25 protein-coding genes are annotated in these 25,905 nt (G+C 72.5%); 7 read left to right on the top strand and 18 right to left on the bottom strand.

Annotated elements, in window-relative coordinates; genetic code table 11:
• Positions 1 to 194 precede the first annotated feature (194 nt).
• The 13 genes from ACGF3H_RS29575 to ACGF3H_RS29515 all read right to left on the bottom strand — a co-directional run bounded on the left by ACGF3H_RS29575 (position 195) and on the right by ACGF3H_RS29515 (position 11,770).
• On the bottom strand, positions 195 to 1,691 hold the full coding sequence (locus ACGF3H_RS29575) for an MFS transporter (protein ID WP_362498863.1): 1,497 nt from the start codon (positions 1,689 to 1,691) through the stop codon (positions 195 to 197).
• Positions 1,692 to 1,748: 57 nt separating this feature from the next.
• Complete coding sequence (locus tag ACGF3H_RS29570) at positions 1,749 to 2,525, bottom strand: SDR family oxidoreductase (RefSeq protein WP_362498860.1); 777 nt, start codon at positions 2,523 to 2,525, stop codon at positions 1,749 to 1,751.
• A 111-nt stretch (positions 2,526 to 2,636) separates the two neighbouring features.
• Complete coding sequence (locus ACGF3H_RS29565; protein ID WP_362498858.1) at positions 2,637 to 4,091, bottom strand: ankyrin repeat domain-containing protein; 1,455 nt, start codon at positions 4,089 to 4,091, stop codon at positions 2,637 to 2,639.
• A 31-nt stretch (positions 4,092 to 4,122) separates the two neighbouring features.
• Entirely contained in the window at positions 4,123 to 4,572 is a 450-nt protein-coding gene (locus ACGF3H_RS29560) for a nuclear transport factor 2 family protein (protein ID WP_362498856.1), read from the bottom strand.
• A 110-nt stretch (positions 4,573 to 4,682) separates the two neighbouring features.
• Positions 4,683 to 5,945 (bottom strand): MFS transporter, encoded by a 1,263-nt coding sequence (locus ACGF3H_RS29555; protein WP_362498853.1) that lies wholly within the window; start codon positions 5,943 to 5,945, stop codon positions 4,683 to 4,685.
• A 39-nt stretch (positions 5,946 to 5,984) separates the two neighbouring features.
• The gene (locus tag ACGF3H_RS29550; protein ID WP_362498850.1) at positions 5,985 to 6,452 is read right to left on the bottom strand and encodes a nuclear transport factor 2 family protein; all 468 of its coding nucleotides are present in this window, start codon (positions 6,450 to 6,452) and stop codon (positions 5,985 to 5,987) included.
• Positions 6,453 to 6,502: 50 nt separating this feature from the next.
• On the bottom strand, positions 6,503 to 6,811 hold the full coding sequence (locus ACGF3H_RS29545) for a muconolactone Delta-isomerase family protein (protein WP_362498847.1): 309 nt from the start codon (positions 6,809 to 6,811) through the stop codon (positions 6,503 to 6,505).
• A 197-nt stretch (positions 6,812 to 7,008) separates the two neighbouring features.
• Complete coding sequence (locus tag ACGF3H_RS29540) at positions 7,009 to 7,704, bottom strand: SDR family NAD(P)-dependent oxidoreductase (RefSeq protein WP_362498844.1); 696 nt, start codon at positions 7,702 to 7,704, stop codon at positions 7,009 to 7,011.
• A 54-nt stretch (positions 7,705 to 7,758) separates the two neighbouring features.
• A complete protein-coding gene (locus ACGF3H_RS29535) occupies positions 7,759 to 8,214 on the bottom strand; it encodes a nuclear transport factor 2 family protein (RefSeq protein ID WP_362498841.1) in 456 nt (151 codons plus the stop codon).
• A 30-nt stretch (positions 8,215 to 8,244) separates the two neighbouring features.
• Entirely contained in the window at positions 8,245 to 8,712 is a 468-nt protein-coding gene (locus ACGF3H_RS29530) for a nuclear transport factor 2 family protein (RefSeq protein ID WP_362498838.1), read from the bottom strand.
• A gap of 14 nt (positions 8,713 to 8,726) precedes the next feature.
• Positions 8,727 to 9,884, bottom strand: a complete 1,158-nt coding sequence (locus tag ACGF3H_RS29525) for a low temperature requirement protein A (RefSeq protein ID WP_362498834.1) — start codon at positions 9,882 to 9,884, stop codon at positions 8,727 to 8,729.
• A gap of 144 nt (positions 9,885 to 10,028) precedes the next feature.
• Positions 10,029 to 11,279 (bottom strand): glycogen synthase, encoded by a 1,251-nt coding sequence (gene glgA, locus ACGF3H_RS29520; RefSeq protein WP_362498832.1) that lies wholly within the window; start codon positions 11,277 to 11,279, stop codon positions 10,029 to 10,031.
• Between the two features lie 80 nt (positions 11,280 to 11,359).
• Positions 11,360 to 11,770 carry a hypothetical protein gene (locus ACGF3H_RS29515; RefSeq protein ID WP_362498829.1) on the bottom strand — a complete coding sequence of 137 codons (411 nt, stop codon included), beginning with the start codon at positions 11,768 to 11,770 and terminating at the stop codon, positions 11,360 to 11,362.
• Positions 11,771 to 12,020: 250 nt separating this feature from the next.
• On the opposite strand from ACGF3H_RS29515, the gene ACGF3H_RS29510 reads away from it, so the two are divergent.
• The 6 genes from ACGF3H_RS29510 (at position 12,021) to ACGF3H_RS29485 (ending at position 20,122) form a co-directional block, all read left to right on the top strand.
• Positions 12,021 to 13,376, top strand: coding sequence for a helix-turn-helix transcriptional regulator (locus ACGF3H_RS29510; protein WP_362498826.1), 1,356 nt, complete (start codon positions 12,021 to 12,023; stop codon positions 13,374 to 13,376).
• Positions 13,377 to 13,666: 290 nt separating this feature from the next.
• Positions 13,667 to 14,575 carry an alpha/beta fold hydrolase gene (locus ACGF3H_RS29505; RefSeq protein WP_362498824.1) on the top strand — a complete coding sequence of 303 codons (909 nt, stop codon included), beginning with the start codon at positions 13,667 to 13,669 and terminating at the stop codon, positions 14,573 to 14,575.
• Between the two features lie 167 nt (positions 14,576 to 14,742).
• The gene (locus ACGF3H_RS29500; RefSeq protein ID WP_362498821.1) at positions 14,743 to 16,164 is read left to right on the top strand and encodes a hypothetical protein; all 1,422 of its coding nucleotides are present in this window, start codon (positions 14,743 to 14,745) and stop codon (positions 16,162 to 16,164) included.
• 245 nt (positions 16,165 to 16,409) lie between these two features.
• Positions 16,410 to 17,825: a family 2B encapsulin nanocompartment shell protein gene (locus tag ACGF3H_RS29495; RefSeq protein ID WP_362498819.1), complete on the top strand. Its 1,416-nt coding sequence runs from the start codon at positions 16,410 to 16,412 to the stop codon at positions 17,823 to 17,825.
• Positions 17,826 to 17,905: 80 nt separating this feature from the next.
• The gene (locus ACGF3H_RS29490) at positions 17,906 to 19,231 is read left to right on the top strand and encodes a family 2 encapsulin nanocompartment cargo protein terpene cyclase (protein ID WP_362498816.1); all 1,326 of its coding nucleotides are present in this window, start codon (positions 17,906 to 17,908) and stop codon (positions 19,229 to 19,231) included.
• Positions 19,232 to 19,246: 15 nt separating this feature from the next.
• Positions 19,247 to 20,122: a geranyl diphosphate 2-C-methyltransferase gene (locus ACGF3H_RS29485; RefSeq protein WP_362498814.1), complete on the top strand. Its 876-nt coding sequence runs from the start codon at positions 19,247 to 19,249 to the stop codon at positions 20,120 to 20,122.
• A gap of 295 nt (positions 20,123 to 20,417) precedes the next feature.
• On the opposite strand, the gene ACGF3H_RS29480 is transcribed toward ACGF3H_RS29485, so the two are convergent.
• From ACGF3H_RS29480 to ACGF3H_RS29465, 4 genes are all read right to left on the bottom strand, one after another.
• Positions 20,418 to 21,662, bottom strand: coding sequence for a sigma-70 family RNA polymerase sigma factor (locus ACGF3H_RS29480; RefSeq protein ID WP_362498811.1), 1,245 nt, complete (start codon positions 21,660 to 21,662; stop codon positions 20,418 to 20,420).
• Entirely contained in the window at positions 21,659 to 22,360 is a 702-nt protein-coding gene (locus tag ACGF3H_RS29475) for a YciI family protein (RefSeq protein WP_362498808.1), read from the bottom strand. Before ACGF3H_RS29475 ends, ACGF3H_RS29480 begins: the two co-directional genes overlap by 4 nt.
• A 333-nt stretch (positions 22,361 to 22,693) precedes the next feature.
• Positions 22,694 to 23,026: an STAS domain-containing protein gene (locus ACGF3H_RS29470; RefSeq protein WP_362498805.1), complete on the bottom strand. Its 333-nt coding sequence runs from the start codon at positions 23,024 to 23,026 to the stop codon at positions 22,694 to 22,696.
• A 384-nt stretch (positions 23,027 to 23,410) separates the two neighbouring features.
• Positions 23,411 to 23,704 (bottom strand): hypothetical protein, encoded by a 294-nt coding sequence (locus tag ACGF3H_RS29465; protein ID WP_362498803.1) that lies wholly within the window; start codon positions 23,702 to 23,704, stop codon positions 23,411 to 23,413.
• A 382-nt stretch (positions 23,705 to 24,086) separates the two neighbouring features.
• Here ACGF3H_RS29465 and ACGF3H_RS29460 point away from each other — a divergent pair, with 382 nt between their 5' ends.
• Positions 24,087 to 24,446: a hypothetical protein gene (locus ACGF3H_RS29460; protein ID WP_362498800.1), complete on the top strand. Its 360-nt coding sequence runs from the start codon at positions 24,087 to 24,089 to the stop codon at positions 24,444 to 24,446.
• Positions 24,447 to 24,457: 11 nt separating this feature from the next.
• Here the strand turns inward: ACGF3H_RS29460 and ACGF3H_RS29455 are convergent, their stop codons facing one another.
• Positions 24,458 to 25,864 (bottom strand): helix-turn-helix domain-containing protein, encoded by a 1,407-nt coding sequence (locus ACGF3H_RS29455; RefSeq protein ID WP_393816558.1) that lies wholly within the window; start codon positions 25,862 to 25,864, stop codon positions 24,458 to 24,460.
• Positions 25,865 to 25,905: the final 41 nt, after the last annotated feature.

Raw genomic sequence — 25,905 nt, 5'->3', positions numbered from 1 at the left:
GGCCGCGCCCGGGGCCCCGCGGGCCGCGGGCCGGGCACCCCCGCCCCGGCGACCCCCCCCCCCCCCCCCCGGCCCCGGGCCCCCCCGCCCGGGGGGGCGCGCCCCCCCCCCCCCCCCCCCGGCCGCCCCCCCCCCGCCCACGACGCGAGCAGGCCACCCGGACGGGTGGCCTGCGGCGTGGTCGACGGTCCGGGTCAGGCGTGCGGCGTTCCGCCCGACGCCGCCGGACCGTCCGGCACGGACCGCGGGAAACGCAGGACGAGGACGAACAGCGCCCCCAGCGCGCAGACCACGGCACCGGTCAGATAGCCGGCGTGGAAACCCTCCAGACGCCCCGCCGTCGTGCCGCCCGAGCCGGTGCCGGCGGCGACAGCGACCAGGATCGCCACCCCGACACTGCTGCCCACCTGCTGCGCGGTCACGTTCACGGCACCCGCGACACCGTGCCGGTGCGCCGGCAGACCCTCCAGCGTGGCGGACGTCATCGCCCCGAACCCGATGCCCTGGCCCACGCTCATGACCGCGATCCCGGGCAGCATGTCCGTCCAGTACGAGCCGTCCTGCCCGGTCAGCGACCACAGGGCGATACCGGCACCGATCAGCAGCAGGCTGGCCGCCATGAGCTTGCGGTAGTGGTCGGGGGTGATGAACCGCCCGGTGATCTGAGAGCTGACGATCACGATCAGCCCCATCGGAACCACCGCGAGGGACGACTGGAACGGCGAGTAGCCGAGCATGTCCTGCATGTACAGCGGCGCGAAGAACAGCAGCCCGCTGACGCCCGTGTAGTAGGCCGCGCCGGTCACCGTCGCGGCCTTGACCGGGTTGCTGCGGAAGATCTGCAACGGCAGCAGCGGATCCGGGGTGAGCCGCTCCCGGAAGACGAAGCCGACCAGAGCGGCGAGCGCGAGGACCAGCACCAGCAGGGTCTGCGCCCGCGTCCACCCGTGATCGCTGCCACTGGTGACGCCGTACACCAGCAGCGCCAGTCCCACCGTGACCAGCAGCGCGCCCGGCAGGTCCAGGGAGCTGCGCCGCGGCGTGTCCCCGGGCAGCAGCACCCGGACCGGCAGCAGCACCAGGACGCCCAGCACGACACTGACGGCGAAGACCGCCCGCCAGCCGAACAGGTCGGTGAGCACACCACCGCCGACGAGTCCGGCGCTGAAGCTGCTCGCCCCCGTCGCCGCGTAGACCGCCAGCGCCCGGTTGCGCTGCGGGCCTTCCGGGAAGATCTGGCTGAGCATGGCCAGCGACGCCGGCCCCGACAGCGCCGCCCCCAGGCCCTGGAGCGCCCGCGCGGCGATCAGGACCGGCAGGGCCGGCGCCAGGGCGGCCTGCAGGGACGCCAGGGCGAACAACGCGATGCCCAGCGCGAAGATCCGCCGGCGTCCGATGATGTCCGCCGCACGGCCGCCGAGCAGCAGCACTCCGGCGAAGGTGATGGCGTACGCGGTCATGGCCCACTGCAGCGTGGTGCCGGAGGCGTCGAAGCGCTCACCGATCGCCGGCAGCGCCGAGTTGATGACCGCCACACCGCTCACGTCGAGCCCGAGAGCGGCGGACAGCAGGATCAGCGCACCCCGGTGCCTGCGCCCGGGGTCCGGTCCGTCCGGCGCCGCGGACGCCGTGTCTGCTGTTGCCGTCCCGGACGACGCTGCGCCGGTGCGGGCGGAGGAGTCAGGTGTCATGTGGTTCCTCGTCTTTCCGTGGCCTCCGGGCGGGAGGACACGATGGGGGGAGTGCGTTCACTGGGTCAGCGGTGCGACGACGAGCGAGGGCACCGTGAGGTGGTCCGGCTGCGCGGCGACGCAGGCGATCAGGTCGGCGACCTCGTCCGGGCCGAGGGCCCGGTGCTGCGCGTACAGGCGGTCGACCACGTCCGCCGGGAGGTGCCGGCCGACGTCGGTGGCGGCCAGCCCCGGCCGCAGGTCGGTGACCCGGATGCCGTGCTCCAGCAGCTCCGTGCGCAGCGTCGTGGAGATCGCGCTCACGGCGGCCTTGGTGGCGTTGTAGGCGGCGTAGCCGGGGGCGAACATCGTGTTGCCCGCGATGGAGGACACATTGACGATGTTCGTCGGACGTCCGGCCCCGGCGGCCGCGGTCAGGCCCGGAAGGAATGCCGCGGTGGTGTGCAGGACGCCCAGGACGTTGGTGTCCACCATGGTCCGCCACTCGGCGCAACGCCCCTCGGCCAGGGCCGAGGCGTGCATCACCCCGGCGTTGTTGACCAGCAGGTCCGGTGTGCCCAGCTCGTCGTCGACGCGGCGTGCGGCCTCGAACGGATCGTCCGGCGACGCCACGTCGCAGACCAGGGCCAGCGCCGTGCCGCCCGCGGCCGTGATCTCCTTCGCGACGGTCTCGACCGCGCTGCGCCGGCGTGCCAGCACGGCGACCGACGCGCCGGCCCGGGCCAGACGGCGGGCGGTCGCGGCGCCGATGCCGCCGGAGGCACCGGTGATCACCGCTGTGCGGCCCGCGAGCCGGACCGGGTCCGGGGCTTGCTGTGGGGGGTGTGAGGACATGATGCTCCGATCGGGTCCGCCTGGATGCGGACGGAAAAAGGACGGGTGGCCGACGGCCCGGTCGAGCGGGTCGTCGGCCACCCGGCAGCGACGGTCGGCAGAAGCTGTGCGTCAGCTCTCCCGGGCGGGCTCCCGCTCCAGTTCCCGGACCAGGGGATGCTCGGCGCCGAAGGTGGCGACGGCGATGTCACGGGGCGACTTGCCGTCGTGGCCGAGCAGATCGGTGCGGGCACCGGCGTCTATCAGCACCCGCGCGCAGTCCTCGTAGCCGTGCCACAGCGCGTCGTGCAGCGGCGCGTAGCCGTTGGTCGCGCCCTGGAAGTCCAGGTCGGTCCCCGGCGCCTCGACGAGCAGCGCGGTGATGTCGGCGTGGCCGTTGTAGACCGCCTTGTGCAGCGGTACCGCGCCGAAGGTCGGCTCGACGGCGTTCACGTCGGCACCGGCCGCGAGCAGGGCGCGGACGATGTCCGTGTGACCGTCCCGGCTGGCGACGAGGAGCGGGGTGTGGGCGTCGTTGAAGCCATTGACGACCGGGAAGCGGCGGTCCACGTCCGCCCCGCTCCGCAGGTGCGTCCGCACGGCGTCGATGTCACCTGCCGTGACCGCCGCCATGAGCCGCTGCTCGGCCGCCTCCCTCTCGTCGTGCGCGGTGCGCTCCTTGAGCAGCCGCTCCGCCTCGAGCAGCTGCTCCTTGCCGCGCGAGTTGACGTTCAGCTCGTACTCGAAGTGCTCGCGCATCGAGAAGCCGTAGTGGGTGGACAGCCCCAGGCCCGCGCCCGCCGAGAGCAGGTACCCCACGACGTCGGGCCACTTGTACCAGAGCGCGTCCATCAGCGGAGTGTGCCCCGTGGTCGCGGCGACCGCGTCCACGAACGCCCCGGCCTCCACCAGCACCCGCACGGTCTCCAGGTCGCCGCCCTGAACGGCCTTGTGCAGGGCGGTGCCGCCCGCCCGGCTGTCCGTGGTGAACACGTCGCCGCCGGCCGCGATCAGCTCGCGCACGATCCCGGCGGCCCCGATCCCGGCGGCCGCCTGCAACGTCGTCAGGCCCGAGTCCGGGTCCCGCCGGTCGGGGTCGGCCCCGTAGCCAAGGAGCTGCTTGACCTCGGGGCCGTCACGGCGCACGACCGCCGCCAGCAGGCGCTCGTCGAGGTCCCCCTTGAACGCGGCGACCTCGCCGTCGGGGTCGAAGAACACCTTCCAGCGAACGATTTTCCCCTCCTCGTCGAGTTCGAGGCGGTGGCTGTCCTCGATCTCGAAGGGGATCTTCGTACGGGTGTGGAAGGCCTTGGTGTAGATGCGGGCGTACGCCACTCCCGCCTCGGCCACGAGTTCCTTCAGCTCGTACTCGACGACCTCTGTGGTTTCGGCCCTGATGCGGAACGCTTCCGCCACGGCCTCACGGCCGACGTGCTCGCCGAGGTAGCCGATGATCGAGTTCCACTCGTCCTTCGGCAGTTCGAAGACGATGGAGGGGGAGAGCGCCGAGAGGATCCGGTCGGCGTCGCCCCGGCCGATCGCCTCGAACCACTCCTCCAGCACCTGGTGGGTGCGCTGTGTGTCCATGTGTGCCGTGCCTCCGTGATGTGTGGGGGTGTCAGGCGAGCCGCCGTGACACCGGCGCCAGTCGGAAGGTGCGGTGGAAGAAGGCGTCCGCGCTCGCCTGGTCCTGCGCGAAGTTGGTGGCCTCGACGACCCGGCCGTTCTCGATGCGCCAGACCAGGACCCACGTCATGTCGATGTCGTGGCCGTCGCCGACCTCGCTCCAGCCGCGGTGCACGTCGACCACGCGGTCGTCGTCGGCGCCGAAGTAGATGCGGTCCGCCTTGAAGCCGGCGCTGCCGAGGCGGTCGAAGAAGGCGATCACCTCGTCGACGCCCTCGTGGGTACCGGACAGGGGGTGCCGGCCGGGGATGTGCCACCGGACGTCGGGCGCGAGGATCTCGTTCCGCATCGTCTCCAGGTCGTAGGCCGCGTAGGTCTGGAAGAAGCGGTCGACCAGGGCCATGTTCCGCTCAGCCGCCGACAGCGAAGTCTCGGTCGTCATCTGTGCTCTCGCTTTCGTGTTCCGTGCAGGGAAGAGGTGTGGGGGTGTGAGGGGGGTGTGGGGTCTGCGGGGGTGTGGGGGAGGGGCGGAGAGGGCGGGCCGGCGCCCCGTCAGCGGGCGGTGTCGACGAGTCCGCCGGAGACGTCCGACCGCTCGGGCGGTGCCGTCGCCGGCGTCACCGCGGCGGCATCCGGCGGCGCCGGCACGGTCAGGAACCTGGTGGCCCAGACCACGGGGAGGGCGACGATCAGGGCGATCATGGCGATCAGCGGCACCTCGTCCGCGCCGTGGGCGGACAGCGCCCAGCCGCCCAGGGCCGCTCCGAGAGCGATACCGGCGTTCGCCGCCGACGCCCCCAGGGTGGCCGCGAGGTCCTTGCCCTCGCCGGCCAGGGAGATCACGCGCAGCTGGAGGGACGGCGTCACGCCGAAGCCCACCAGGCCCCAGACCGCGAGGATGATCCCGGCCAGGACGGCGTTGTCGCCGAACACGTACAGGGCGCCCAGCGCGGCGATCAGCACCAGGTTGCCGATCAGCAGGGTGCGGGAGGCGTTGTTGTCCGCGAAACGGCCGCCGCCGAACGTACCGACCGCGCTGCAGACACCGAAGATCAGCAGGAACGCGCTGACCGCTCCGGCCGGGATGCCGGTGACGTCCTCCGCGTACGGGGTCAGGTAGGTGAACGCGACGAACTGCGAACCCATCAGCAGCAGGTAGGCCGCCAGCATGGCCAGCACCCGGGGTGCGAAGGCATGTCTGGTCTGGGCGCCCAGGTTCTGGGTGCTCGGGCCGCTCGCGCGGGGCACGGTGAGCACCACGGTGACCAGTGCGAGGCAGCCGAGTCCGACGACGCACAGGAACGTCGCCTGCCAGCCGAGGCCCTGTCCGATCGCGGTGCCGACCGGGACACCGAGCACGGTGGCGACGGAGATGCCGCCGAACACCAGGCTCACGGCCTGGCCCCGGTGGTCCGCCGGCACCAGGCCGGTGGCCACGGACGTGGCGGCGCCGACGAACAGCCCGTGCAGGGCGCCGCAGAGTGCGCGCGCGGCGAACAGCAGCCCGAAGACGCCGCTGACGACAGCGACGACGTTGCCCACGACGAACAGCGAGAGGGTGAGCAGGAGAACGGTGCGCCGGGGCAGCCGCATGGTCAGCATGGTCAGCAGCGGCCCGCCCACGGCGATGCCGAGCGCGTAGGCGGTGACCAGCAGCCCGGCGGTCCCGGCGGAGACGCCGAGGTCGCCGGCGATCAGGTTCAGCACTCCGACGACGACGAGTTCCGCGGTCCCGACGACGAAGGAGCCGAGACCGAGCGCGGCGAGCGCGGACCGGCTGCCGAGCCGGCCGCCGGGCACAACGGATTCACTCATGGTGGGCTTCCTCGGTCGCAGGGACGGGCGAACGGCACATCAGGCGTACTCCAGGTCGAGCTGCCCGATGAGCCCGTCCCGTTCGGTGAACTCGTAGGTGGCCCGGAAACCGTCGCCGCTCTCCCCCTTGTGCGCGAACCGCAGGAGCAGCGTGGTGCCGTCGTCCTTCGGGGTGTCGTCCAGGACCGTCAGCCGGCCGCCGATGACCTCCGCGGCCGCCCATGCCTTGATCTCGTCACGGCCGCGGAAGGACCGGCCGGGCTCGTTGAGAACGGCGTCCTCGTGGAAGGCGGCGGCCAGGGCGTCGACATCCTCGGTCGCCACGGCGTCGACGTACCGCTGTGCCACCGGGTTGCCGGCAGGCTTGCCGGACCCGCCTCCTGCCCGCCGTACCGTCTCGGCCGTGGTGGCCGACGCCGGCTCCGACGCCTGCTCGTCGTCTGCACCGGAGCAGCCGGCGAGCAGCAGCGCCGTCAACGCCAGCGGAAGGATGATGCGGTGGCGCATGTGTCTTCTCCCAAAGGTGTGGGTTGCGTGGACGGACGTCGCCCGGTGCCTCAGACCTTGTAGCGCTGCTTGACGTCGTCGGCGAAGCCGACGTAGTCGCGCAGCGGCCAGACCTTCTCGAATTCCAGGTACTCACGCATCGGCAGCCGGCCGAGTGCGGTGCGGTCGAGTTCTTCGGCGTCCGGGGAGTCGATGATGGCTATGACGCGCTTTTGTGCCGCGACCTTCCAGATACCGACGCAGAAACCCGAGTCGACCGTTTCCTGCGCGTGCTCGGCCTCGTCCTGTTCGAGCTCCCACAGCTCGTCGAGGGAAATCCGGCCCTCGTGGTTCCACTTCATCTGTACGTAGAAAAGCACGACAACTCCTCGTCGTCTCCGGATGGTTCGTCGGGTGCGGCCCGATGTGGCCATTCCCGAGCATGATGGAAGAAGACGGGAAGCCGTATCAAACAGCGGTCCTCTACTATCTGAACTCCGCTTCCGGGCGGCGGCCGCCGAAGCGGAAAGCGGCTGCGGGGAGGGGCAGGCGTCCGCGCGCCGGCCTCCGCAAGGAGTCACCAGTCGATCCTGCGGCGGTTGCGGAAGAACCCGCCCGTGGGCCCGTCGCCGGGCAGCCGGGCGAGCCAGGTCACCGTGTCGGCGCCCTGCTCGACCCCGGTCGGGGCGGCGCTGCCGCCCATGTCGGTACGGACCCAGCCGGGGCACACCGCGTTCACCTTGACGGTGTCGGGCACCGCGGCGGCGACCACCAGGGTCAGCGCGTTGAGTGCGGCCTTGGAGATCCCGTAGGCGGCGGGCGAGGGCACGTTGCCGGTGAGGGCACCGAGCCCCGAGGAGACGTTCACCACGCGGCCGTAGCCGCGCCGCACCATCGCCGGCACGAACGCCTGGCACGTACGGAAGGCACCCATCGCGTTCACGTCGAGGGCACCGCGCAGTGTCTCCTCGTCGAGGGCGAAGAACTGCGCGGTCGGGTAGACACCGGCGTTGTTGACCAGGACGTCGATGTCGACCCCGGCGTCGAGGAGGCGCTGCGCGCAGGCTCGGACGCTCCGCTCACTGGTGACGTCCAGCTCTTCGGCCCGGATCCGTGGGCTGCCCAGAGCCTTGGCGGCCGCCGCGCCGCGGGCGGGGTCGCGGGCTCCCAGCACGACGTCCAGGCCGGCGCGGTCCAGCTGGCGGCAGGTCTCCAGACCGATGCCGCGGTTGCCGCCGGTGACGAGCGCGGTGCGGGTGCGTGCCGGGTTCACGGGATCGGACTCCCTGTCGTAAAGGTGCGGTGTTCGGTGAGGTCCCGGCGTACGTCAGGCGGCCACGTGCCCGGGCCGCCGGGGGGTGCCGTCGCGCAGCGCGCGCAGGATCTGGGAGGGGTCCGTGTAGGACTTCCAGCGCACGATCCTGTCGCCCCGGACCGTGAGCCACTGGACGAACTCGATCTCGAACGTGGCGCCGGTGGCCCGTACGGTGGACAGCTCGTGGACGACGCCCGCGGCCTGGCAGCCGTCGACCACCAGGTTCACCAGCTTCTCGACCTGCACGTCCACCGTGCTGTGAAAGATCCGGAGCGTCGCGAGGACCGCGTCCCGGCCGTGGTGGGTGCCGATCCACTTCATGCCGTCGTTGTAGCCGGGCACCGGCGTGTAGTTGATCCACTCGACGTCCTCGGCGAGCGTGTCCAGGGCGGTCTCGAAGTCGCCCGAGGTCAGTGCGTCGAACCATCGCTGAGCGACTCTCCTGGTCTCTTCCGCGATGCTGCTCATGGGATCTCCTAGAAGAGGAAAGGCTGAAGCTCAGGAACCGGTGGACCGGGCCTGCGCGGCGCGGGTGAACAGCTGCTGGTTGCCGTCGGCCCAGGTGGCCGTCATCACGATGCCGTTGATCCGCCAGCCGTCCGCCGTCCGTTCCAGGCCGATGCGATAGGTGCCGGCGAGTGTCCACAGCGGTCCGCCGTGTTCGCTGGGCATGCGGTGCGTCGCCTGGAACATCGCGGTGGTGACGGCGCTGTCGCCCTGCACGTCGACCAGGAAGTTGCCGATCAGGTGCTGGGTGGCGGCGAAGCTGCCGAGCAGCCCCGACCAGGCACCGATCAGGTCCTGTCGGGACACGGTGCCCGGCTCGCCGCCGTTGAGGCTGGTGTAGTCGAGCATGATCTCGTCGCTGAAGACGCCCTCCAGCGCCTCCCACTCGCGCTGGTCGATGTACCAGCCCATGCGGGTGCACGTCTCGACGATGTCCAGCCGGTCGGCCACGGAAGCCATGGGGTCTTCTTCCTTCAGTGGTAGAGGTGGGCCATCTTCTTGGTCCAGCGGTGGTCGCTGAGCAGGGCGGCGCCGATGAGGACACCGAGCAGGACGACCTCGGCCACCGCCGATCCGGCGTGGCCGACCGGAATGGCCGACACGGCGAGCAGCGCGGCGGTGAAGTGGAAACGCTGCGGGCCGATCTTCAGGATCCCGTGGAACCAGGCGATACCGCCGAGGTAGAGCGCGACACCGCCGGCCAGCGCGATGGAGGGGGCCGTGGCCAGCGGGGCGTAGGGATGCACGATGGTCTTCTTGACGGCCGCGGCGATGAGGATCAGCCCGAGCAGCATCGGGACGTGGGCGTAGAAGAACGCGGCGAGTGCGAGCCGCGAGCGGTGCACCGCGTCCTGGCGCTCCAGGGCGAGTTCGGCCCGCCAGGCCTTCTCGGACTCGTCGAAGTACACCCACCACAGACCGGCCGGGATGACGAAGATGAGGACCGCCGTGGTCACGACCGACGGCCCCGCCTGACCGCCGTCGGTGCCGATGCCGAGCGCCAGGAACGAGTCCCCGAGCGCGATGATCATGAGCAGTCCGTGCCGTTCCACGAAGTGGCCCGGTTTCAGCTCGAAGCCCGACACCCCCGTCACCACCGGCGCGACGACCTCGAGCGCGACGGCCGAGATCCACAGCGCGTACACGGCCCATCCGTCGAGGAAGCCGGCGCAGATGATGAGGAGCGCCCCCACCGTGTGGTACGGAGCGATGCGCAGCATGTTGCGGGCCGCTCCCGGGCCGCCGAACGCGAAGAGCCCGGCATGCACGGTGACGATCAGCAGGTACCCGATGCCGAACGCGACGCCGTCCCCGTCGAAGGCGTTCGGCGTGGCCAGGCCGATGACCAGGAACGAGGCCATGCCGAGCAACAGCAGGACCCGGTGGTGCCTGCGGTGCGGCGGAAGGTGGTTGGTGAGCCACGCGTATCCGCCGTACATCCACCACAGGAGCCAGAAGATCAGCAGTACCTGGCCGACTCCGCGCAACGTCATGTCCCGGCTGAGCACCCGGGCGAGCTGCGTGAAGTTGAAGACGAACGCCAGGTCGAAGAACAACTCCAGGGTCGTTACCCGGGCACCGCTTTTCGGGGAGGAATCGACGGAAGACGCAACGGTCCCCCCGGAATTCATTGCCCCGCCCTTCGGGAAGGCGTTTCCGTGCGCGGGACTGGAATGCTCCGGAACGCCTTCTACCGAGTGCGCGGAAGTCGTTTGAGACATGTCTGTGAACATATCGGCGAAAGCGGTGTCCGGGTCAAGGACGACAGACGCACATCATGAAGTCGGGGTCCGCGAACCGTGCGGCCGGTAATCCAGTACCGAACGGTAGACGGCGTGCGCCCGCTCGGCCGCCACATCCCAGCCGAATTCCTTCCGCGCCCGCGCGAGCCCGGCCGCGCCGAGCCGGGCGGCGTGGTCCGGGTCGGCCAGGAGCCGGTTCACCGCGGCCGCGAGATCGGAGGCGAAACGCCGGGGGTCCAGCGGGGTGCCGCTGCCGTCCTGCTCCTGCTCCAGGGGCACCAGAAGCCCCGTCTCGCCGTCCGCCACGACCTCCGGGATGCCGCCCGTCGCGGTGGCCACGACCGCTGTCCCGCAGGCCATGGCCTCCAGGTTCACGATGCCCATCGGTTCGTACAGGGACGGGCAGACGAACACGGACGCATGGGTGAGGAACTGCAGCAAGGAGGCCCGGTCGAGCATGCCGTCGATCCGCACGACCCCCTTGCGCACCCGGCGCAGCTCCTCGACCAGCGCCGCGGTCTCGGCCGCGATCTCGGGGGTGTCCGGCTGCCCGCAGCACAGCACGAGCTGCGCCCGGGGGTCCAGTCCGAAGGCCGCGTGCAGCAGTTGGGGCAGCCCCTTCTGCCGGGTGACGCGGCCGACGAACAGCACGACGGGCCGGCCGGGATCCACGCCGTGCCGCTCGAGCGCCGCGGTGCCGTGGTCGGGACGGTAGGCCCGGGTGTCGATGCCGTTGTGCACCACGTGCACCCGGCCGGGATCCACCTCGGGATACACCCGGAGGATGTCCCGGCGCATGCCGTGCGACACGGCGATCAGCGCGTCGGCGCTCTCCAGCGCCGACCGCTCCACCAGGGACGACAACGCGTAACCGCCGCCCAGCTGCTCGGCCTTCCACGGGCGCAGCGGCTCGAGGCTGTGGGCGGTGGCGACATGGGGGATGCCGTACAGCACCTGCGCGAGCCGGCCGGCGGCGTTGGCGTACCAGGTGTGGCTGTGGACCAGGTCCGCGCCCGCGCACGCCGCGGCCATCTCGACGTTCACGCCCAGGGTGCGCAGCGCGGGGTTCGCCTCTCCCGGCAGTTCGCGTTCCGCGTAGGCGCTCACGTGCCGGCTCTCGCGCGGCGCACCGAAGCAGCGCACCTCGAGATCGACCAGGGCGCGCAACTCCGCGGCGAGTTCCGCGACATGGACACCGGCACCTCCGTAGACCTCCGGAGGGAACTCCCGGGTGAGCAGGTCGACGCGTATCCGGGACGAACGAGCGGGCTGCTGCACAGGCATGGCGACTTCCTGGGATCCGTGGACGTTGACGGGCTTCGGCAGTTCTCCGGAAAGGTCCGGCAGGGCCGGCCGCCGGACACCTACGCGGCGGAAGGCGCCATGAGGACGGGCCAGCCGCGCTCCCGGGCGAGTCTGCCGCCGTCCGCGCTGCAGGCGACGACGCGGGGATTGCCGACGACGCCGAGCAGCCCGGCCCCGGCGCACAGGTCCCCGTAGCCGAAACAGCTGGCCGGGTCGATGCACAGACGGGTCATCGCCTCGACGACCGTCGTGCACTTGTCCGTGTCGCCGGCGGCGGTCACGGGCAGCCGCAGCAGGGCCCCCTCGGCGGGCAGCCGCTGCGGCGGCCTGCGGGCCTCCACGACCAGGACGACGAGGTCCCCCGCGGCCCGGTGGCCGGCCACGGCGTCGCCGAGGACCACGTCCTCGTCCGCGGACCGCTCCGGATGAGCGAGGTCGAAGAAGGCCGCACGCCGCACCGGTCGGAACATGCCCCACTCCCGTCTCCCACCCGCATGCGCTCGCGACCAGACCAGATCCCTCATGCGGTGCACTGCCGTCACTCGGCGTGACCATAGCCAAGGCCCGGGAGGGCCGCGAGAAAGGACGCCGGACAATCTGAAGTCGCGGCCGCGGACCGGCGAACCGCGACCTTTTCACCACCATGGCGGAACCTGTCAAGTTCCCTGTAAAGTCTCCCGCGGCCCGTCGACAGCACCCCAGCAGGCCCGAGGAGACACCGTGGACACCACCGCCGCCGGAGACGGTGAAGGCACCGGCCGACGGCTGCGGGAGCTCCGCCGTGCCCGGGGTCTCAAGCAGCAGGACCTCGCCAGCGACGACGTCTCGGTGAGCTACGTCTCGCTGATCGAGTCCGGCAAGCGGACCCCCTCGGCTGCGGTCGTGGCCCTCCTCGCCGAGCGCCTGGGATGCACCCCCGGTTACCTGCTCACCGGGCAGGACGACACACGCACACGCGAGCTGGAGCTCAAGGCGGCGTTCGCCGACCGTGCCCTGCACAACGGTGCCGGCGGGGAGGCGCTGCAGGCCTTCAGCGAGGTCCTCGCCTCCGCGCCCGTCCTGCCCCGGGCCACCGTGCGCCGGGCACGGCTGGGCCAGGCGCTCGCCCTGGAACAGCTCGGCCGCCTCGACGCCGCCGTCCAAGCCCTCACCCTGCTGTACGAGGACCCCCAGTGCGTTGCCGGCTCGGCGGAATGGAGCCGGCTGGCCACGGCACTGTGCCGCTGCCACCAGGCCCTCGGCGACCAGGTCCTCGGCGTCGAGACCGGGGAGCGGGCCCTGCACCGGCTCGACCAACTCGGCCTGGAGGCCACCGACGACCACATCCAGCTCGGAGCCGTGCTGGTCGGCTGCTACCGCACCCGCGGCGACCTGGCCAAGGCCCGCCTCCTGGCCGACCGCCTGATCCGGATCGCCGACGACCGCGGCGGCCGGACCGCACAGCGCGAGACCTACTGGAACGCCGCTCTCGTGGCGCAGTCCCAGGGCCGCGTCGACGAGGCCCTCGCACTGGCCGAACGGGCACGCGCGCTGCTGGCCGAGAGCGACCACGTACGTCACCACGCCCTGCTCCGCGGCCTCTACGGGACGCTGCTGCTGTGCTCCGATCCCGCCGACCCCGAGCGGGCACATCAACTGCTCGGCCAGTCGCACACGCAGCTCGCGGACGTCGGAACGCCCCTCGAACAGGCATCGGCGCAGACCGCTCTCGCCACGGCGTGCCTGCGACTGGACCGGACCGCCGAGGCCCGCGGGCACGCCTGCGGCGCGCTGGCGCTGCTGCGCGACGAGCCGAGCCGGGAGTCGGCCGAGGCCCGCGCCGTGCTCGCCCACGCCCAGTTCGCCGCGGGCGAGAGCCGGCAGGCGCAGGAGACACTGCGGGCCGCGGCACAGCAGCTTCGCCAACTGCCCCCGGCCCGCTCCTCGGCCGCCGCGTGGCGCCGGATCGCGGACATCTGGCACCAGTACGGGTACGTCGCCGAGTCGACCGCCGCGTACCAGCAGGCCCTGAACGACGCGGGCCTGCCCGGCCTGCTCACTCCCACCGCCCGGACCGGCACCCCCGGCCCCGCCTGACCGGACCGACCCGGTCAGGCACGTTCCGGCCGCCAGGTGAGGACACCGGCCATGACGGCAGGCCCACCCGCCTGCCGCCGGTGCGCCCCGGAACCCATTGCACCTCGACGCCGGCCGCACGGCCCCCCGCCCGACGCTGCGCGACTCCGGGCCACCCCGGGCACACCTCCCTCCGAGTCATCTCACCGTCCGACCGAATGTGACTGTCTGCTTGACAGTCAGTCAAGTAGCGCGGTTACCTTGCGTCGCGGAGCGCAGCGAGCGCCGGCACGACCCGGAAGGGAGACCCCATGAACCCCAGCGGTGATGTGCGTGTCGAGGGGGTGGCGCTCCCCGGCGAGGGGGCCGACCTGCGCGGCGACCTCTACCGGCCGGCGTCGCAGCCGGCGGGGGAGGCCTCTCCCGCGGTCCTCGTGGTCGGCTCGTGGCTCACGGTCAAGGAGCAGATGGCGGGCCGCTACGCCGCCGGTCTCGCCCGGCGTGGCCTGACCGCGCTCGCCTTCGACTTCCGTGGCTTCGGGGAGTCCAAGGGCGACCCGCGCAACTTCGAATCGCCGGAGCGCAAGATCGCGGACATCCTCAGCGCCGTCGAGTACCTCAAGTCCCGGCCCGACGTGGACGCCTCCCGGATCGGCGCCCTCGGCATCTGCGCCGGCGCCGGGTACGTCGCGGTCGCCGGATCCCGCGACCCGCAGATCCGCTCCGTCGCCATGGTGGCCCCCTGGCTGCACGACCGGACCCTGGTCCAGGACATCTACGGCGGCCCCGACGGCATCCGCGAGCGGATGGCCCTGGGCGAGGCGGCCCGGGCGAAGTACGCGTCGACGGGCGAGGTCGACTACATTCCCGCGGCCAGCGACACCGACGAACGGGCCGCCATGTACGGGCCGTTCGACTACTACCTGAACGCCGACCGGGGGGCCGTCCCGCAGTGGGGCAACCGGTTCGCCGTCATGAGCTGGCCGGAGTGGCTGACCTTCGACCCCATCGCGGTCGCCCCCCGGTGCACGGCCCCCACCTTCATGCTGCACAGTCCGGACGCCGCCGTCCCGGACGGCGCCCGCCGCTTCCACGAGGCGCTGACCGCCCCCAAGGAACTGCGGTGGACGACAGGCAGCCAGTTCGACTTCTACGACCAGGAACCGACGGTGGCCCCGGCGCTGGAGGCGGTGAGGACCCACTTCGACAGGACGCTCTGAGCGGGGCGAACCCCCGCCCCCTCGGGGTACCGGCGGCCGGCACCCGTGCGGGTCTGGGCCCGAGCACCTGCGGCGGCTGCCCGGCCGGCCGCCGGCTCCGTAATCCACGCGCACCGCGCACCCCGCGCGACCTACGCTCGCCCGTACGGCCGGCGAAGGGGACGGGGATGCGTGGGGACACCGTGGACGGGACGGTCGCAGCGGTGCGGCTCGCGGAAGGCGCACCGCTGCGCAGCACACTCGATGTCACCGACCCCGGCGACTGGCTCGCCCTGGACGCGGGTGTGCGTGAGGTGGCCTGGTACCGCTCGCCGTCGCTGCCGGAGTGGGAACACTCCGCCCCGCTGCCCGCCGATCCGGCCCGGCTCGACGAGTCCCGGCTCGCACTCGCCCTGTGCCACCGCGACGGACGGATCCGCCAGGCGGCCCTGCCCCGCGCGGCCCACCGCCCCGGACTGCTGCCACTGCTCGTCATCCGCTGCACCGACTGGGCCGGCCCGGTACGCGCACACGCCCGGCACCTGCTGCGCGAGACCCTGGACGCGGACGCCGCCGTCGGCCTCGCGCCGCTGATCCTGCGCGTCGGCCGCCGGGACAGAGGCGCCTTCGGCGTCGAGCTGCTCCAGGACGTCCTGCGCCGGACCTCCCACGAGCGGCTCGCGGCCCTCCTAGCCTCGCCCGACCGCGCCGTACGGCGGTTCGCCTACCGGCACGCCGTCACCGGCCGGCTGCTGCGCCCCGCCGAACTGGCCCGCGCGGCCGCTCAGGACGACGACACCGTCGTCCAGGACCTGTGCGCCACAGCGGCGCTCACCGCCCTGCCGGACGCGGAGGCGTACGAGGACGTGCTGGCGCCACTGCTGACCGCACGCAACCCGCGGACCCGCTCGGCCGGCGTGACCGCGCTGCGGCGCGCGGGACGGCCGGAGCAGGCGGAGGGGTACCTCGCCGACCGGTCCGCGCTGGTACGCGCCTGCGCGCGGTACGTCGTACGGCAGCACGGAGGCGACCCGGCGGCCTGGTACCGGCAGCGGTGCACACCACCGGGACACCCCGACGTGCCGCCCGGTGCGGTCATCGGACTGGCCGAGTGCGGGGACCGTGCCGATGCCGGGCTGCTGCGGCCGCTGCTCGAGCACCCCGCGGCCGGCGTGCGAGCACGGGCGGTGGCCGGGCTGCGGGCCCTGGACCGCGCGCCCGTGGAGCGGCTGCGGCCCCTCCTCGACGACCCCGCCGCCGGCGTCGTGCGCGAGACCGCCCTCGCCCTGCTGCCGTCCGCCCGGGAACTGCCCGCCGACTGGCTGCTCGAACGCACCGGCACCGAGCGGCCGCGGCACGTCCGGCTCGCCGCGTTCCGGCTGCTCGTCGCCCGCGAAGGGGTCGTGGCACTGCGCGCGGCGGTCGGGCTGCTGGAGGACCCGGACGTGAAGCTGCGCACCTGGGCGGGACAGGCCGTGCAGCGCTGGGATCCGTCGGCGACGGAGCGGCACCGCGGCGCGGAAGCGGCGGAACTGCTCGACCGCGGCCGGCACCTCTTCAGCGACCACGTGCTGCGGCGGCGCAAGTGGGCGGCCGGGGCGGACGGCTGAGCCGGCCGAGCCCGGCGAGGGCGGGGCGAGGACACCCGACGGGCCGATAAACCGCATTCAACTGATTGTCACTGTTTCGAGGTAAGGATCTCGTCTCCGTGGGGGATGCGGCCGGTCCAGCGGCTAGCTTCTGCACGTGGACGAAGTCCCTTGATCCCTCCCCCTCGTTGACCACTCCTTCCTGTCTCCTGGCCGGCGCGCCCGTGCGCGCCGGACCGCCCGTCGTGCAAGGAGAAAGCCCCCTGATGTCCGTCGACAGCATCCCGGAAGCCCGGACCGCACCCGACGCGCCGCAGCAGTCCCTGAGCACCGCCGCCGCCCGCAACCTCGCCACGACCACCAAGTCCGCCCCGCAGATGCAGGAGATCACCTCCCGCTGGCTGCTGCGGATGCTGCCCTGGGTCGAGGCCGGGGGCGGCGCCTACCGGGTCAACCGGCGGTTGCGCCACACCGTCGGCGACGGACGCATCGAGTTCGTCCAGGAGGGCGCCACGGTCCGGATGATCCCCCGGGAGCTCGGTGAACTGGCCCTTCTCCGCGGGTTCGAGGACACGGACGTCCTCACCGCCCTCGCCGACCGCTGCACGCAGCGCGACTTCGCGGCGGGCGAGGTCCTCGTCGAGCGCGGAAGCTCCGCGGACCGGATCCACCTGATCGCCCACGGCCGGGTCAGCCAGACCTCCCAGGGCAAGTACGGCGGCGAGATCACCCTCTCGGTGCTCGCGGACGGCGACCACTTCGGCGAGAACGCCTTGCTGGACCCCGACGCACGCCACGACTGCACGGTCACCGCCGAGACGGCCGGCACCCTCCTCACCCTCTCCCGTGCCGACTTCGCCGCGGTCCAGGCCTCCGCACCGCATCTCCAGGCCCACCTCGACGAGTTCGGCGCCGCCGGCCGGCAGCGGCAGAACAAACACGGCGAGGCCGAGATCGCCTTGTCGGCCGGGCACGTCGGCGAGGCCGAACTGCCGGGCACCTTCGTCGACTACGAACTGAAGCCGCGCGAGTACGAGCTCTCCGTCGCACAGACCGTCCTGAGAATCCACACCCGGGTCGCCGACCTCTACAACGGCCCGATGAACCAGACCGAGGAACAACTCCGGCTGACCGTCGAGGCCCTGCGCGAGCGCCAGGAACACGAGCTGATCAACAACCGCGAGTTCGGACTGCTCCACAACGCCGACTTCAAGCAGCGCATCCAGCCCCGCTCCGGCACGCCGACCCCCGACGACATGGACGATCTGCTCTGCCGCCGGCGCGGCACCAAACTGTTCCTCGCCCATCCCAGGACCATCGCCGCCATCGGACGTGGCTTCAACGCCTGCGGCCTCTACCCCGACCACGTCGACCTCGGCGGGCAGTCCGTCCCCGCCTGGCGCGGGGTGCCCATCCTGCCCTGCAACAAGATCCCGATCAGCCGGCAGCAGACCAGCTCGATCATCGCGATGCGTACCGGCGAGAAGAACCAGGGTGTCATCGGCCTGCAGCGGACCGGACTGCCCGACGAGTACGAGCCGGGGCTCTCCGTGCGGTTCATGGGCATCAACGAACAGGCGGTCATCTCCTACCTCGTCAGCACCTACTACTCCGCCGCGGTGCTCCTGCCCGACGCCCTCGGCGTGATGGAGAACGTGCAGATCGCCCCCCGGCCGAGCTGAGGCCCGCACCGCAGCGGGCCCACACCCGGCCCGCACCACGCACGACGAGCACCCACCCCCACCGCAGCAAGGAGCCGCCGATGCCCGACTCCGAGCCCCTCGGAACATCCCCGCCCCAGCAGCCTGCGGCGCCGCCCACAGCCGTACCGGACGCGCCCGCCCCGCATCCCCCGCACACGCCGCTCACACCGGCCGCCTCCGGCTTTCTGGCGGCACTGCACCCGCCGGTCACGATCCCGGGCCCGCCGTCGCCCCCGGCACCGCCCTGCGCCCCACGGGTTGCGCCCGGCACGACCGCGGCCGGCACCGCCCTCCAGCGGATCCTGCGCGGACCGACCGGACTGGGCACCACCTCGCTCACCCTGCCCGGCAGGCACGAACCCCCACCCCCCGGCCCCGTGCCCCCGGCACCCGCTCCGCCCGCCGAGGGGCAAGCCGTCCCGGGCCTCTACCACCACCCCGTCCCCGAACCCGACCCCGCCCGTGTCGAGGAGGTCAGCCGCCGGATCAAGCGCTGGGCCGAGGACGAGGTCCAGCTCTATCCCGAGGAGTGGGAGGGGCAGTTCGACGGCTTCTCCGTCGGCCGTTACATGGTCGGCTGCCACCCCGACGCCCCGACCGTCGACCATCTGATGCTCGCGACGCGGCTGATGGTCGCGGAGAACGCGGTGGACGACTGCTACTGCGAGGACCACGGCGGGTCGCCCGTCGGCCTCGGCGGACGCCTCCTGCTCGCGCACACCGCCATCGACCACTTCCACACCACCGCGGAGTACACGCCGGCGTGGCGGGAATCGCTCACCTCGGACGCCCCGCGCCGCGCCTACCGCAGCGCGATGGACTACTTCGTCCAGGCGGCCACCCCCTCCCAGGCGGACCGCTACCGGCACGACATGGCCCGGCTGCACCTGGGCTACCTCGCCGAGGCCGCCTGGGCACAGACCGCCCACGTCCCGCAGGTGTGGGAGTACCTGGCGATGCGCCAGTTCAACAACTTCCGTCCCTGCCCCACGATCACCGACACCGTCGGCGGCTACGAACTGCCCGCCGACCTGCACGCCCGGCCCGACATGCAACGGGTCATCGCCCTCGCCGGCAACGCCACCACCATCGTCAACGACCTCTACTCGTACACCAAGGAACTCGACAGCCCCGGACGCCACCTGAACCTGCCGGTGGTGATCGCCGAGTGCGAGCAGCTCTCCGAGCGCGACGCCTACCTCAAGGCCGTCGAGGTCCACAACGAACTCCAGCACGCCTTCGAGGCGGCCGCCGCCGACCTCGCACAGGCCTGCCCCCTGCCCGCCGTGCTGCGCTTCCTCAAGGGCGTGGCCGCCTGGGTCGACGGCAACCACGACTGGCACCGCACCAACACCTACCGCTACAGCCTGCCCGACTTCTGGTAAGGAACGGACATATCTGTGACCACTGAGACCACCTCCACCGCCACCGCGAAGATCCCGGCCCCGGCGACGCCGTACCAGGAGGACATCGCCCGTTACTGGAACGCCGAGGCACGGCCGGTCAACCTCCGCCTCGGTGACGTGGACGGGCTCTACCACCACCACTACGGCATCGGAGCCGTGGACCACGCCGCGCTCGGCGACCCGGCACACGACGAGTACGAGAAGAAGCTCGTCGCGGAGCTGCACCGGCTGGAGTCGGCACAGGCGGAATTCCTCATGGACCACCTCGGCCCCATCGGCCCCGACGACACCCTCGTGGACGCCGGCTGCGGCCGCGGCGGATCGATGATCATGGCCAACCGCCGCTTCGGCTGCAGGGTCGAGGGCGTCACCCTGTCCGCCGCCCAGGCCGAGTTCGGCAACAGGCGCGCCCGGGAACTGCGGGTCGACGACCGCGTCCGTTCCCGCGTGTGCAACATGCTCGACACGCCCTTCGACAAGGGCAGCATCGCGGCCTCGTGGAACAACGAGTCGACCATGTACGTCGACCTCCACGACCTGTTCGCCGAGCACTCCCGCTTCCTGAAGGTCGGCGGCCGGTACGTGACGATCACCGGCTGCTGGAACCCCCGCTACGGCCAGCCGTCGAAGTGGGTCTCCCAGATCAACGCCCACTTCGAGTGCAACATCCACTCCCGCCGCGAATACCTGCGCGCCATGGCCGACAACCGGCTCGTGCCGCACACCATCGTCGACCTCACGCCGGACACGCTGCCCTACTGGGAACTGCGGGCCACGTCCTCGCTGGTCACCGGAATCGAGAAGGCGTTCATCGAGTCCTACCGGGACGGCTCCTTCCAGTACGTCCTGATCGCGGCCGACCGCGTGTGAGCCCCACGTCGCGGGACCGGGCCCCCACGAGCGGTCCGGCCCCGCGACCGGCCCTGGATATGAAGAAGTCCCGCCCCCGATACGTCGGGGGCGGGACCGGTGGAGCGCTGGGCAGGCCTTGCACCTGCATTTCCCCGCAGGAAGCGGGGCGTCTTTCCTTGGACGACCAACGCACAGCGGACGGCCGCCGCAGCGGCCCGCCTTGCAAGATCAAGTATAGGGGCACGAGCCCTCCGGTGCACATCGAGCCTGAAAGGACGTCACCGGACGGCACGCGAACCGCGGACACCGTCGACTACGCCTGCCCGGGACGCAGCCGTGCCCCCGACGCGGCGACCTGCCGCGCATACTCCCGGGCGATCGCCCTGTTCGGTGCGAGCGCCTCCGCCGCCCGGTACGCCTCCGCGCTCTCACGAGTGCGACCGAGGCGGCACAGCGCGTCCGCGCGGACGGCGTGCACGGCATGATTCCGCGCCAGCTCCGCGGGCGCACCGAGGGCGTCGAGCGCGGCCAGCTGCGCCTGCGGGCCGTCGCGCATCCCGACCGCGACGGCCCGATTGAGCGCCACCACCGGGTTCGCCCGCAGGGCCAGGAGACGGTCGTACAGTGCCACGATCGCCCCCCAGTCGGTCGCGGCCGCGACCGGGGCGGCGGCGTGCTGCGCGGCGATCGCCGCCTGCAACGCGTACGGGCCGCTCGTCGTGCCCGCTTCCGGGGCGACGGCCAGGCCCTCGGCGATGAGCCCACGGTCCCAGCGCGTGCGGTCCTGGCGGTCCATCGTCACCAGGCCGCCGTCCGGGCCGAGTCGGGCGGCGCGGCGGGAATGCTGCAGGAGCAGCAGCGCGAGCAGCCCTCGCGCCTCCGGCTCGTCCGGCGCCTCGGCGGCGACCAGCCGGGCCAGCCGGACGGCCTCCTCGGCGAGGACGTCGCGGACGGTGCTGCCGTCGCTCGGCGCGTACCCCTCGGTGAACAGGAGGTAGATGACGGCGAGAACCCCCTCCAGCCGTTCGGCGCGTGCCCCCGGTGGCGGCACCCGGTAGGGAATCCCGGCCGTTGCGATCTTGCGCTTCGCCCGCAGGATCCGTTGCGACACCGTGGACTCGCCGACCAGGAAGGCACGGGCGATCTCCCGTGTGGTGAGTCCGCTGACCGCCCGGAGAGTCAACGCGACCCGGGAGTCGAGGGGGAGCGCCGGGTGGCAGCAGGTGAACACCAGCCGCAGCCGTTCGTCCCCGGGCGGCAGCGGTTCACGGACCGCCTCGAGCGCGGCCACCTCGGCGAGCCTGCCGCGTTCGGCCGTCCGCCGGCGCAGCACGTCCAGGGCCCGGTTCCGCGCCGCGGTCACCAGCCACGCCCCCGGCCTGCGCGGCACCCCGTCCCGCTCCCAGGCGGACAGGGCGCGGGCGAACGCCTCCTGCGCGCAGTCCTCGGCCAGTTCCCAGTCGCCCGTCAGACGCACCATCGTGCCGAACACAGCGCCCCACTCCTCCCGGTACGCCTCGGCGACCGCCGCCCGCACCTGGGCCGGCCCGGTCCTCACGAGAAGTCCGTCCAGAATTCGCGCAGCTCGACGAGTCCCGACCGCGCCATGGGGGAGCGGGAGAGGTAGTCGATCGCCTCGTCCCACAGGCCGTCGACGAACGCGATCCCGGTGACCCGTTCCGGTACGTCCGTGTACGCGCCGTCGGTGATCAGCAGTTTCCCTCCCCGGCGGCGCACGAGCGTGGCGTTCTCTACGTCACGCAGGTGCTCGCCGCCGAGGTAGCGGCCGGAGGCGAGGCCGTCGCGGACCCACTCGGCCACCTCGCAGGGCTCGGGGGCGAACGGCGGGGCGCCCGGATCGGTCCGGAAGACCGCGAGGAAACGGGAGGCGGGCGCGTCGCCCTCGTGCGGCACGTTCCCGGTGCCCGGTCCGAGGTCGAGCGGTTCGACCGGCCGGATCTCGATGCGTCCGCCGACCGCCATCGGATGCGACGCGGCGACCTCGATCGCCTCGTCGAGGTCGGCCGCCACGACGAGGTCGTACCCGGCGATCCACTCGGCCGTCTCGGCGAACGGGCCGTCGGTGACCAGTACGCGGTCGCCGCGGACGCGGACGGTCCTGGCCTCCTCCACCGGCTTGAGCGGCATCCCCTCGATCCGGACACCCCGGCCGTTCCACTTCTCGGCCCACACCTGCGGGTTCTCGTCGGCCGGTTCGCCGGCAGGGTCGGTGGCGACGAACAACACGTACTTCATGAGCTTTCTCCTCTCGGGCACCTCACGAAGACGACGAACGACGGACGCGGAATCCGACAGCACGGCAGAAAATCTCGTCGACCGTTCAGCGGGGCGGGGAACGCCTTGACGCAGTGACTCATGAAGCACGACTCAACCCTTCGGACGGCTCCGATATCAACGTCCCGGACGGCACGGCAGCGCCCTGGACCAGCAGCACACCCACGGCACGAGTTCGGTGACGCCCAGGACCGTGCCGGCCGGGCGGTGGCCGCCGCCCGGCCACTGCCCAACTGGGAGAACGGCAACGGACGCTGCGGACCGACAGGCGGCGAAGTGCTCGCACCCGCCCGGTCAGGCCGACTGCCCGCCGGCGGCGGGGGCGTCCATGAGCAGCTCGTAGGTCGAGGTCAGTTCCAGAAGGCGGGCGGGCTGGGACTGCAGTCCGGTGAGAGCAAGGCGGTGGCCCTCGGCGTGCTGGCGCTGTTGCAGCAGGATGAGCAGGTTCAGGCCGCTGGAGTCCATGAACGTCACGCCGGACAGGTCCAGGCAGAGGGTCGCGCTGGTCGGGAGCAGGTCGAGTGCCGTCCGGGTCAGTTCGGGACAGGTGGACAGGTCCACGTCCCCGCGCACGGTGATGACGGTGTGCTCAGCGTGCTGTGCGGTCGTCACGGTGAAGTGCTGCATGGTTCGCCCCTCGATTCCGGGGTCGAGCCCATCACACCCTCCGGTGATGGGAGGGCATCAAGCACGCGGCATACGGGCCGCGCACAGCCGAGCGAGACAACCCGTACCGCGTCCCGGCCACCGGTGGTGGCCCAGGGGCGGCGCGGGGCCTCTCACCAGACCAGGCTGGTCGCCCCTCGAGCCTCGCACAGACCGGACACCCATGGCCAGCGAAGGACACGCGGTGGCACGCCCGCAGGCCCGGGGCAGCGCCGAAGGGACCGCACGGCCCCCCGGCACCGGACTGCTGCCCGGCACCGTCCCGGGACGCGGGCGGCTCGAACGTCGTTTGGAGATCCCGAGCGGCTCCCACCCGGTCAGTTCGATCACTCGCCGAACGGACGACTACCCGGGCCTGTCCGCCGGCGTGTGCCTCGAGACCGGGTGGTTGCGGCCCCAGAGCCTGTTCACCAGGGGAGCCGCGACTCCGACGACCGTCATGACACCGGCGGCGACCCAGTACCGCTGCCCTTGACCCAGCGTCAGAACCGAGATCATGCCCACAACGGCTCCGAGGGTCAGGCTCAGAGCCGGCCACCACTCCGTGCGGCGCAGAAGGCCGGGGATCGAGTACATCGTCACGAGGCATCCGCTGAACATGGCGAACTCGTACCACCCGCCGCCTTCGGGAGGTTCCATCCGCCCCGGCGGCCCCCGTTGCTGTGATACACGAAACGAAGGTGAACTGCCCCGGCCGCACCCAGCCCAGAGCACTGGCGCCCACCGCGCCGGTCAGTGTGCGCCACTCCCTGCTCCCCATGATCAGTGAGGGTAGAGCCGCGGTCACACGGGTGGTACCGGCTCCGCGAAGCGTTCCCCCGGCACAGGATCGCGGTCGGGGGCGGGAGTGTGCGACGGTGGACGGACAACGAGACCGGCCGGCGCACCCCTCGGGTGGCCGGCCCTTGGGGAGCCGGGCGTTGCCCCCACCCCGGGCACCCGGCCCCCGCCCTCGCCGTACGCTCCCGCCCAGGGGCTTCGCCTTGGGGCTCACCAACCCCCGGAAGGGGGCGCGCCCAGCATGGACATCACGACCACGACCGACGGCACCTTCGCACGCATCACCCCGTGCGGGGACATCGACCTCGACACCCTGCCCCCGCTGCGCGCCGCCGCCGCCGCGCTGCCGGCACGCGTCACCGACCTGCAGTGGGACCTGGCCCACACGTCCTTCATGGACGTCGCCGGCCTCCACCTCCTCTTCGACCCCACCCCGCCCGGCGGCCCGGACCGCCGGACGACCGTGACAGGGCTGCGCCGCCAGCCCCTGCGCCTGCTGCTCCTGGCCGCCGACACGCACCCCGCCGCCTTCGCCCTCGACCGCCTGCTTTCCGGCACCACGCCTACTGAGCTTCACCGGGCGGCTCCCGGACGGCGCTGAGGCTGCGGTCCTCAGCCGTAGGGCCCCCACCGGCGTCCCAGGGTGTCGTACCTGTACCGGGGCAGGCCCTCGAGGGCGCTGGTGCGGAACGGGCGGCCGTCGTCGTCGATGCGCACGGTGCCGCTGCGGCCCTGGGAGGACCAGTCCAGCTCCAGGTACCAGCGGCAGTCGCACGAGCTGGTCCCGGCCGTGACCAGCAGCACCTCGGGGTCCTTCGCCGACACGCGGTAGGGCATGCGCACGGCCGGGATCGGCGTGCCGGAGTCGTTCCCGGCGACCGCGCGGGCGATGGGGCGGTCCTTGTCCAGGTCCACGGCGAAGTACCGGGGAGTGACCGCGCCCCCGCAACCCTGGTCCATGGCATAGGCGTTGCCCTCGGCCGGGGCTGTGCGGCCGACGACGCGCACACGCAGCGCCTCCAGCACGACGGCCGTGTCACTGCGCCCCTGCACCGACAGCCGCACGAGCGTCTCGCCGCCGTGCACCGCGCTCTGCGTCGCCGCCCAGGGCGCCGCGTCCTGCGGGGCAGGGGGAGGGGGGACCTGGTCCGGTGGCTTGGCGATGACGTAGTCGTGGCCGCAACCGAGCTTCCAGGCCTGGGAGTCGACGGTCCAGGTGAGCGGCAGGGCGGTTGGCTGTTCGCCGCGGGGCGGGGCGGATGCCGCGCCGGGCGGGGGAGAGGTGCCCGGTTTCTTCTTCGGGGTGGCGGAGCCCGAAGGCCGCTCGGAGGCGGGGGCGCCGCCCGGGCCGGGTGAGTCGCCCGGTCGCTCAGGTGCCCTGGCCTCCGCCGTACCGGACGCCGACGCACCGGCCCCCGCCGTAGCGGACGCCGCCGGTCCCGTGACCCGGTCAGGGCCCTCGGCGGACGGCCGCCGTCCGTCCGGCAGCGCGGACAGTGCCCCGAGCGTCGCGAGCACGGCACAGACGGAGGCCAGCCCGACCACGAGACGTCTGCGGCGGTACCAGGGGCGGCGCGGGAGCGGGCGCACGGGCACGCCGGGAGGCCCGGACGCAGGGCCGGTTCCGGCGCCCGGGCCGCCGGTGGGCTTCGGTGCCGTGTCCGGTTCGGTGACGTCCTCCACGGCTGCGTCCGGTCCGCCCGCCGCGTCTGCGGGCGTACTCCGCGCCGCCCCCGCCGTACGGGGCCGGCGGCGGGCCGCCACGGCCAGGAGCCAACGGCGGTGGAGTTCCAGGCGTTGCTCCGGCGTCGCCCCGCACAGGGCCGCGAAGCGTTCCACCGGGGCGAAGTCGAGCGGCACCGCGCCGCCCGCGCAATAGCGGTGCAGCGTCGAGGTGTTCATGCCCAGACGGCGGGCCAGCGAGCCGTAGCTGCGGTCCGTACGCTCCTTCAGCGCCCGCAGCAGCGCCGCGAACCGGGCCACCTCGTCGCTGCCGTCGCCGTCGTCCTGTGCCGACACAGGTCACCCCGTCCTCGTACGCCCCACCCGGCCCGGGACGG

The organism is Streptomyces sp. NPDC048185 (assembly GCF_043202495.1).
Taxonomy (GTDB): domain Bacteria; phylum Actinomycetota; class Actinomycetes; order Streptomycetales; family Streptomycetaceae; genus Streptomyces.
This window is presented reverse-complemented; position numbering and strand designations above follow the sequence as displayed.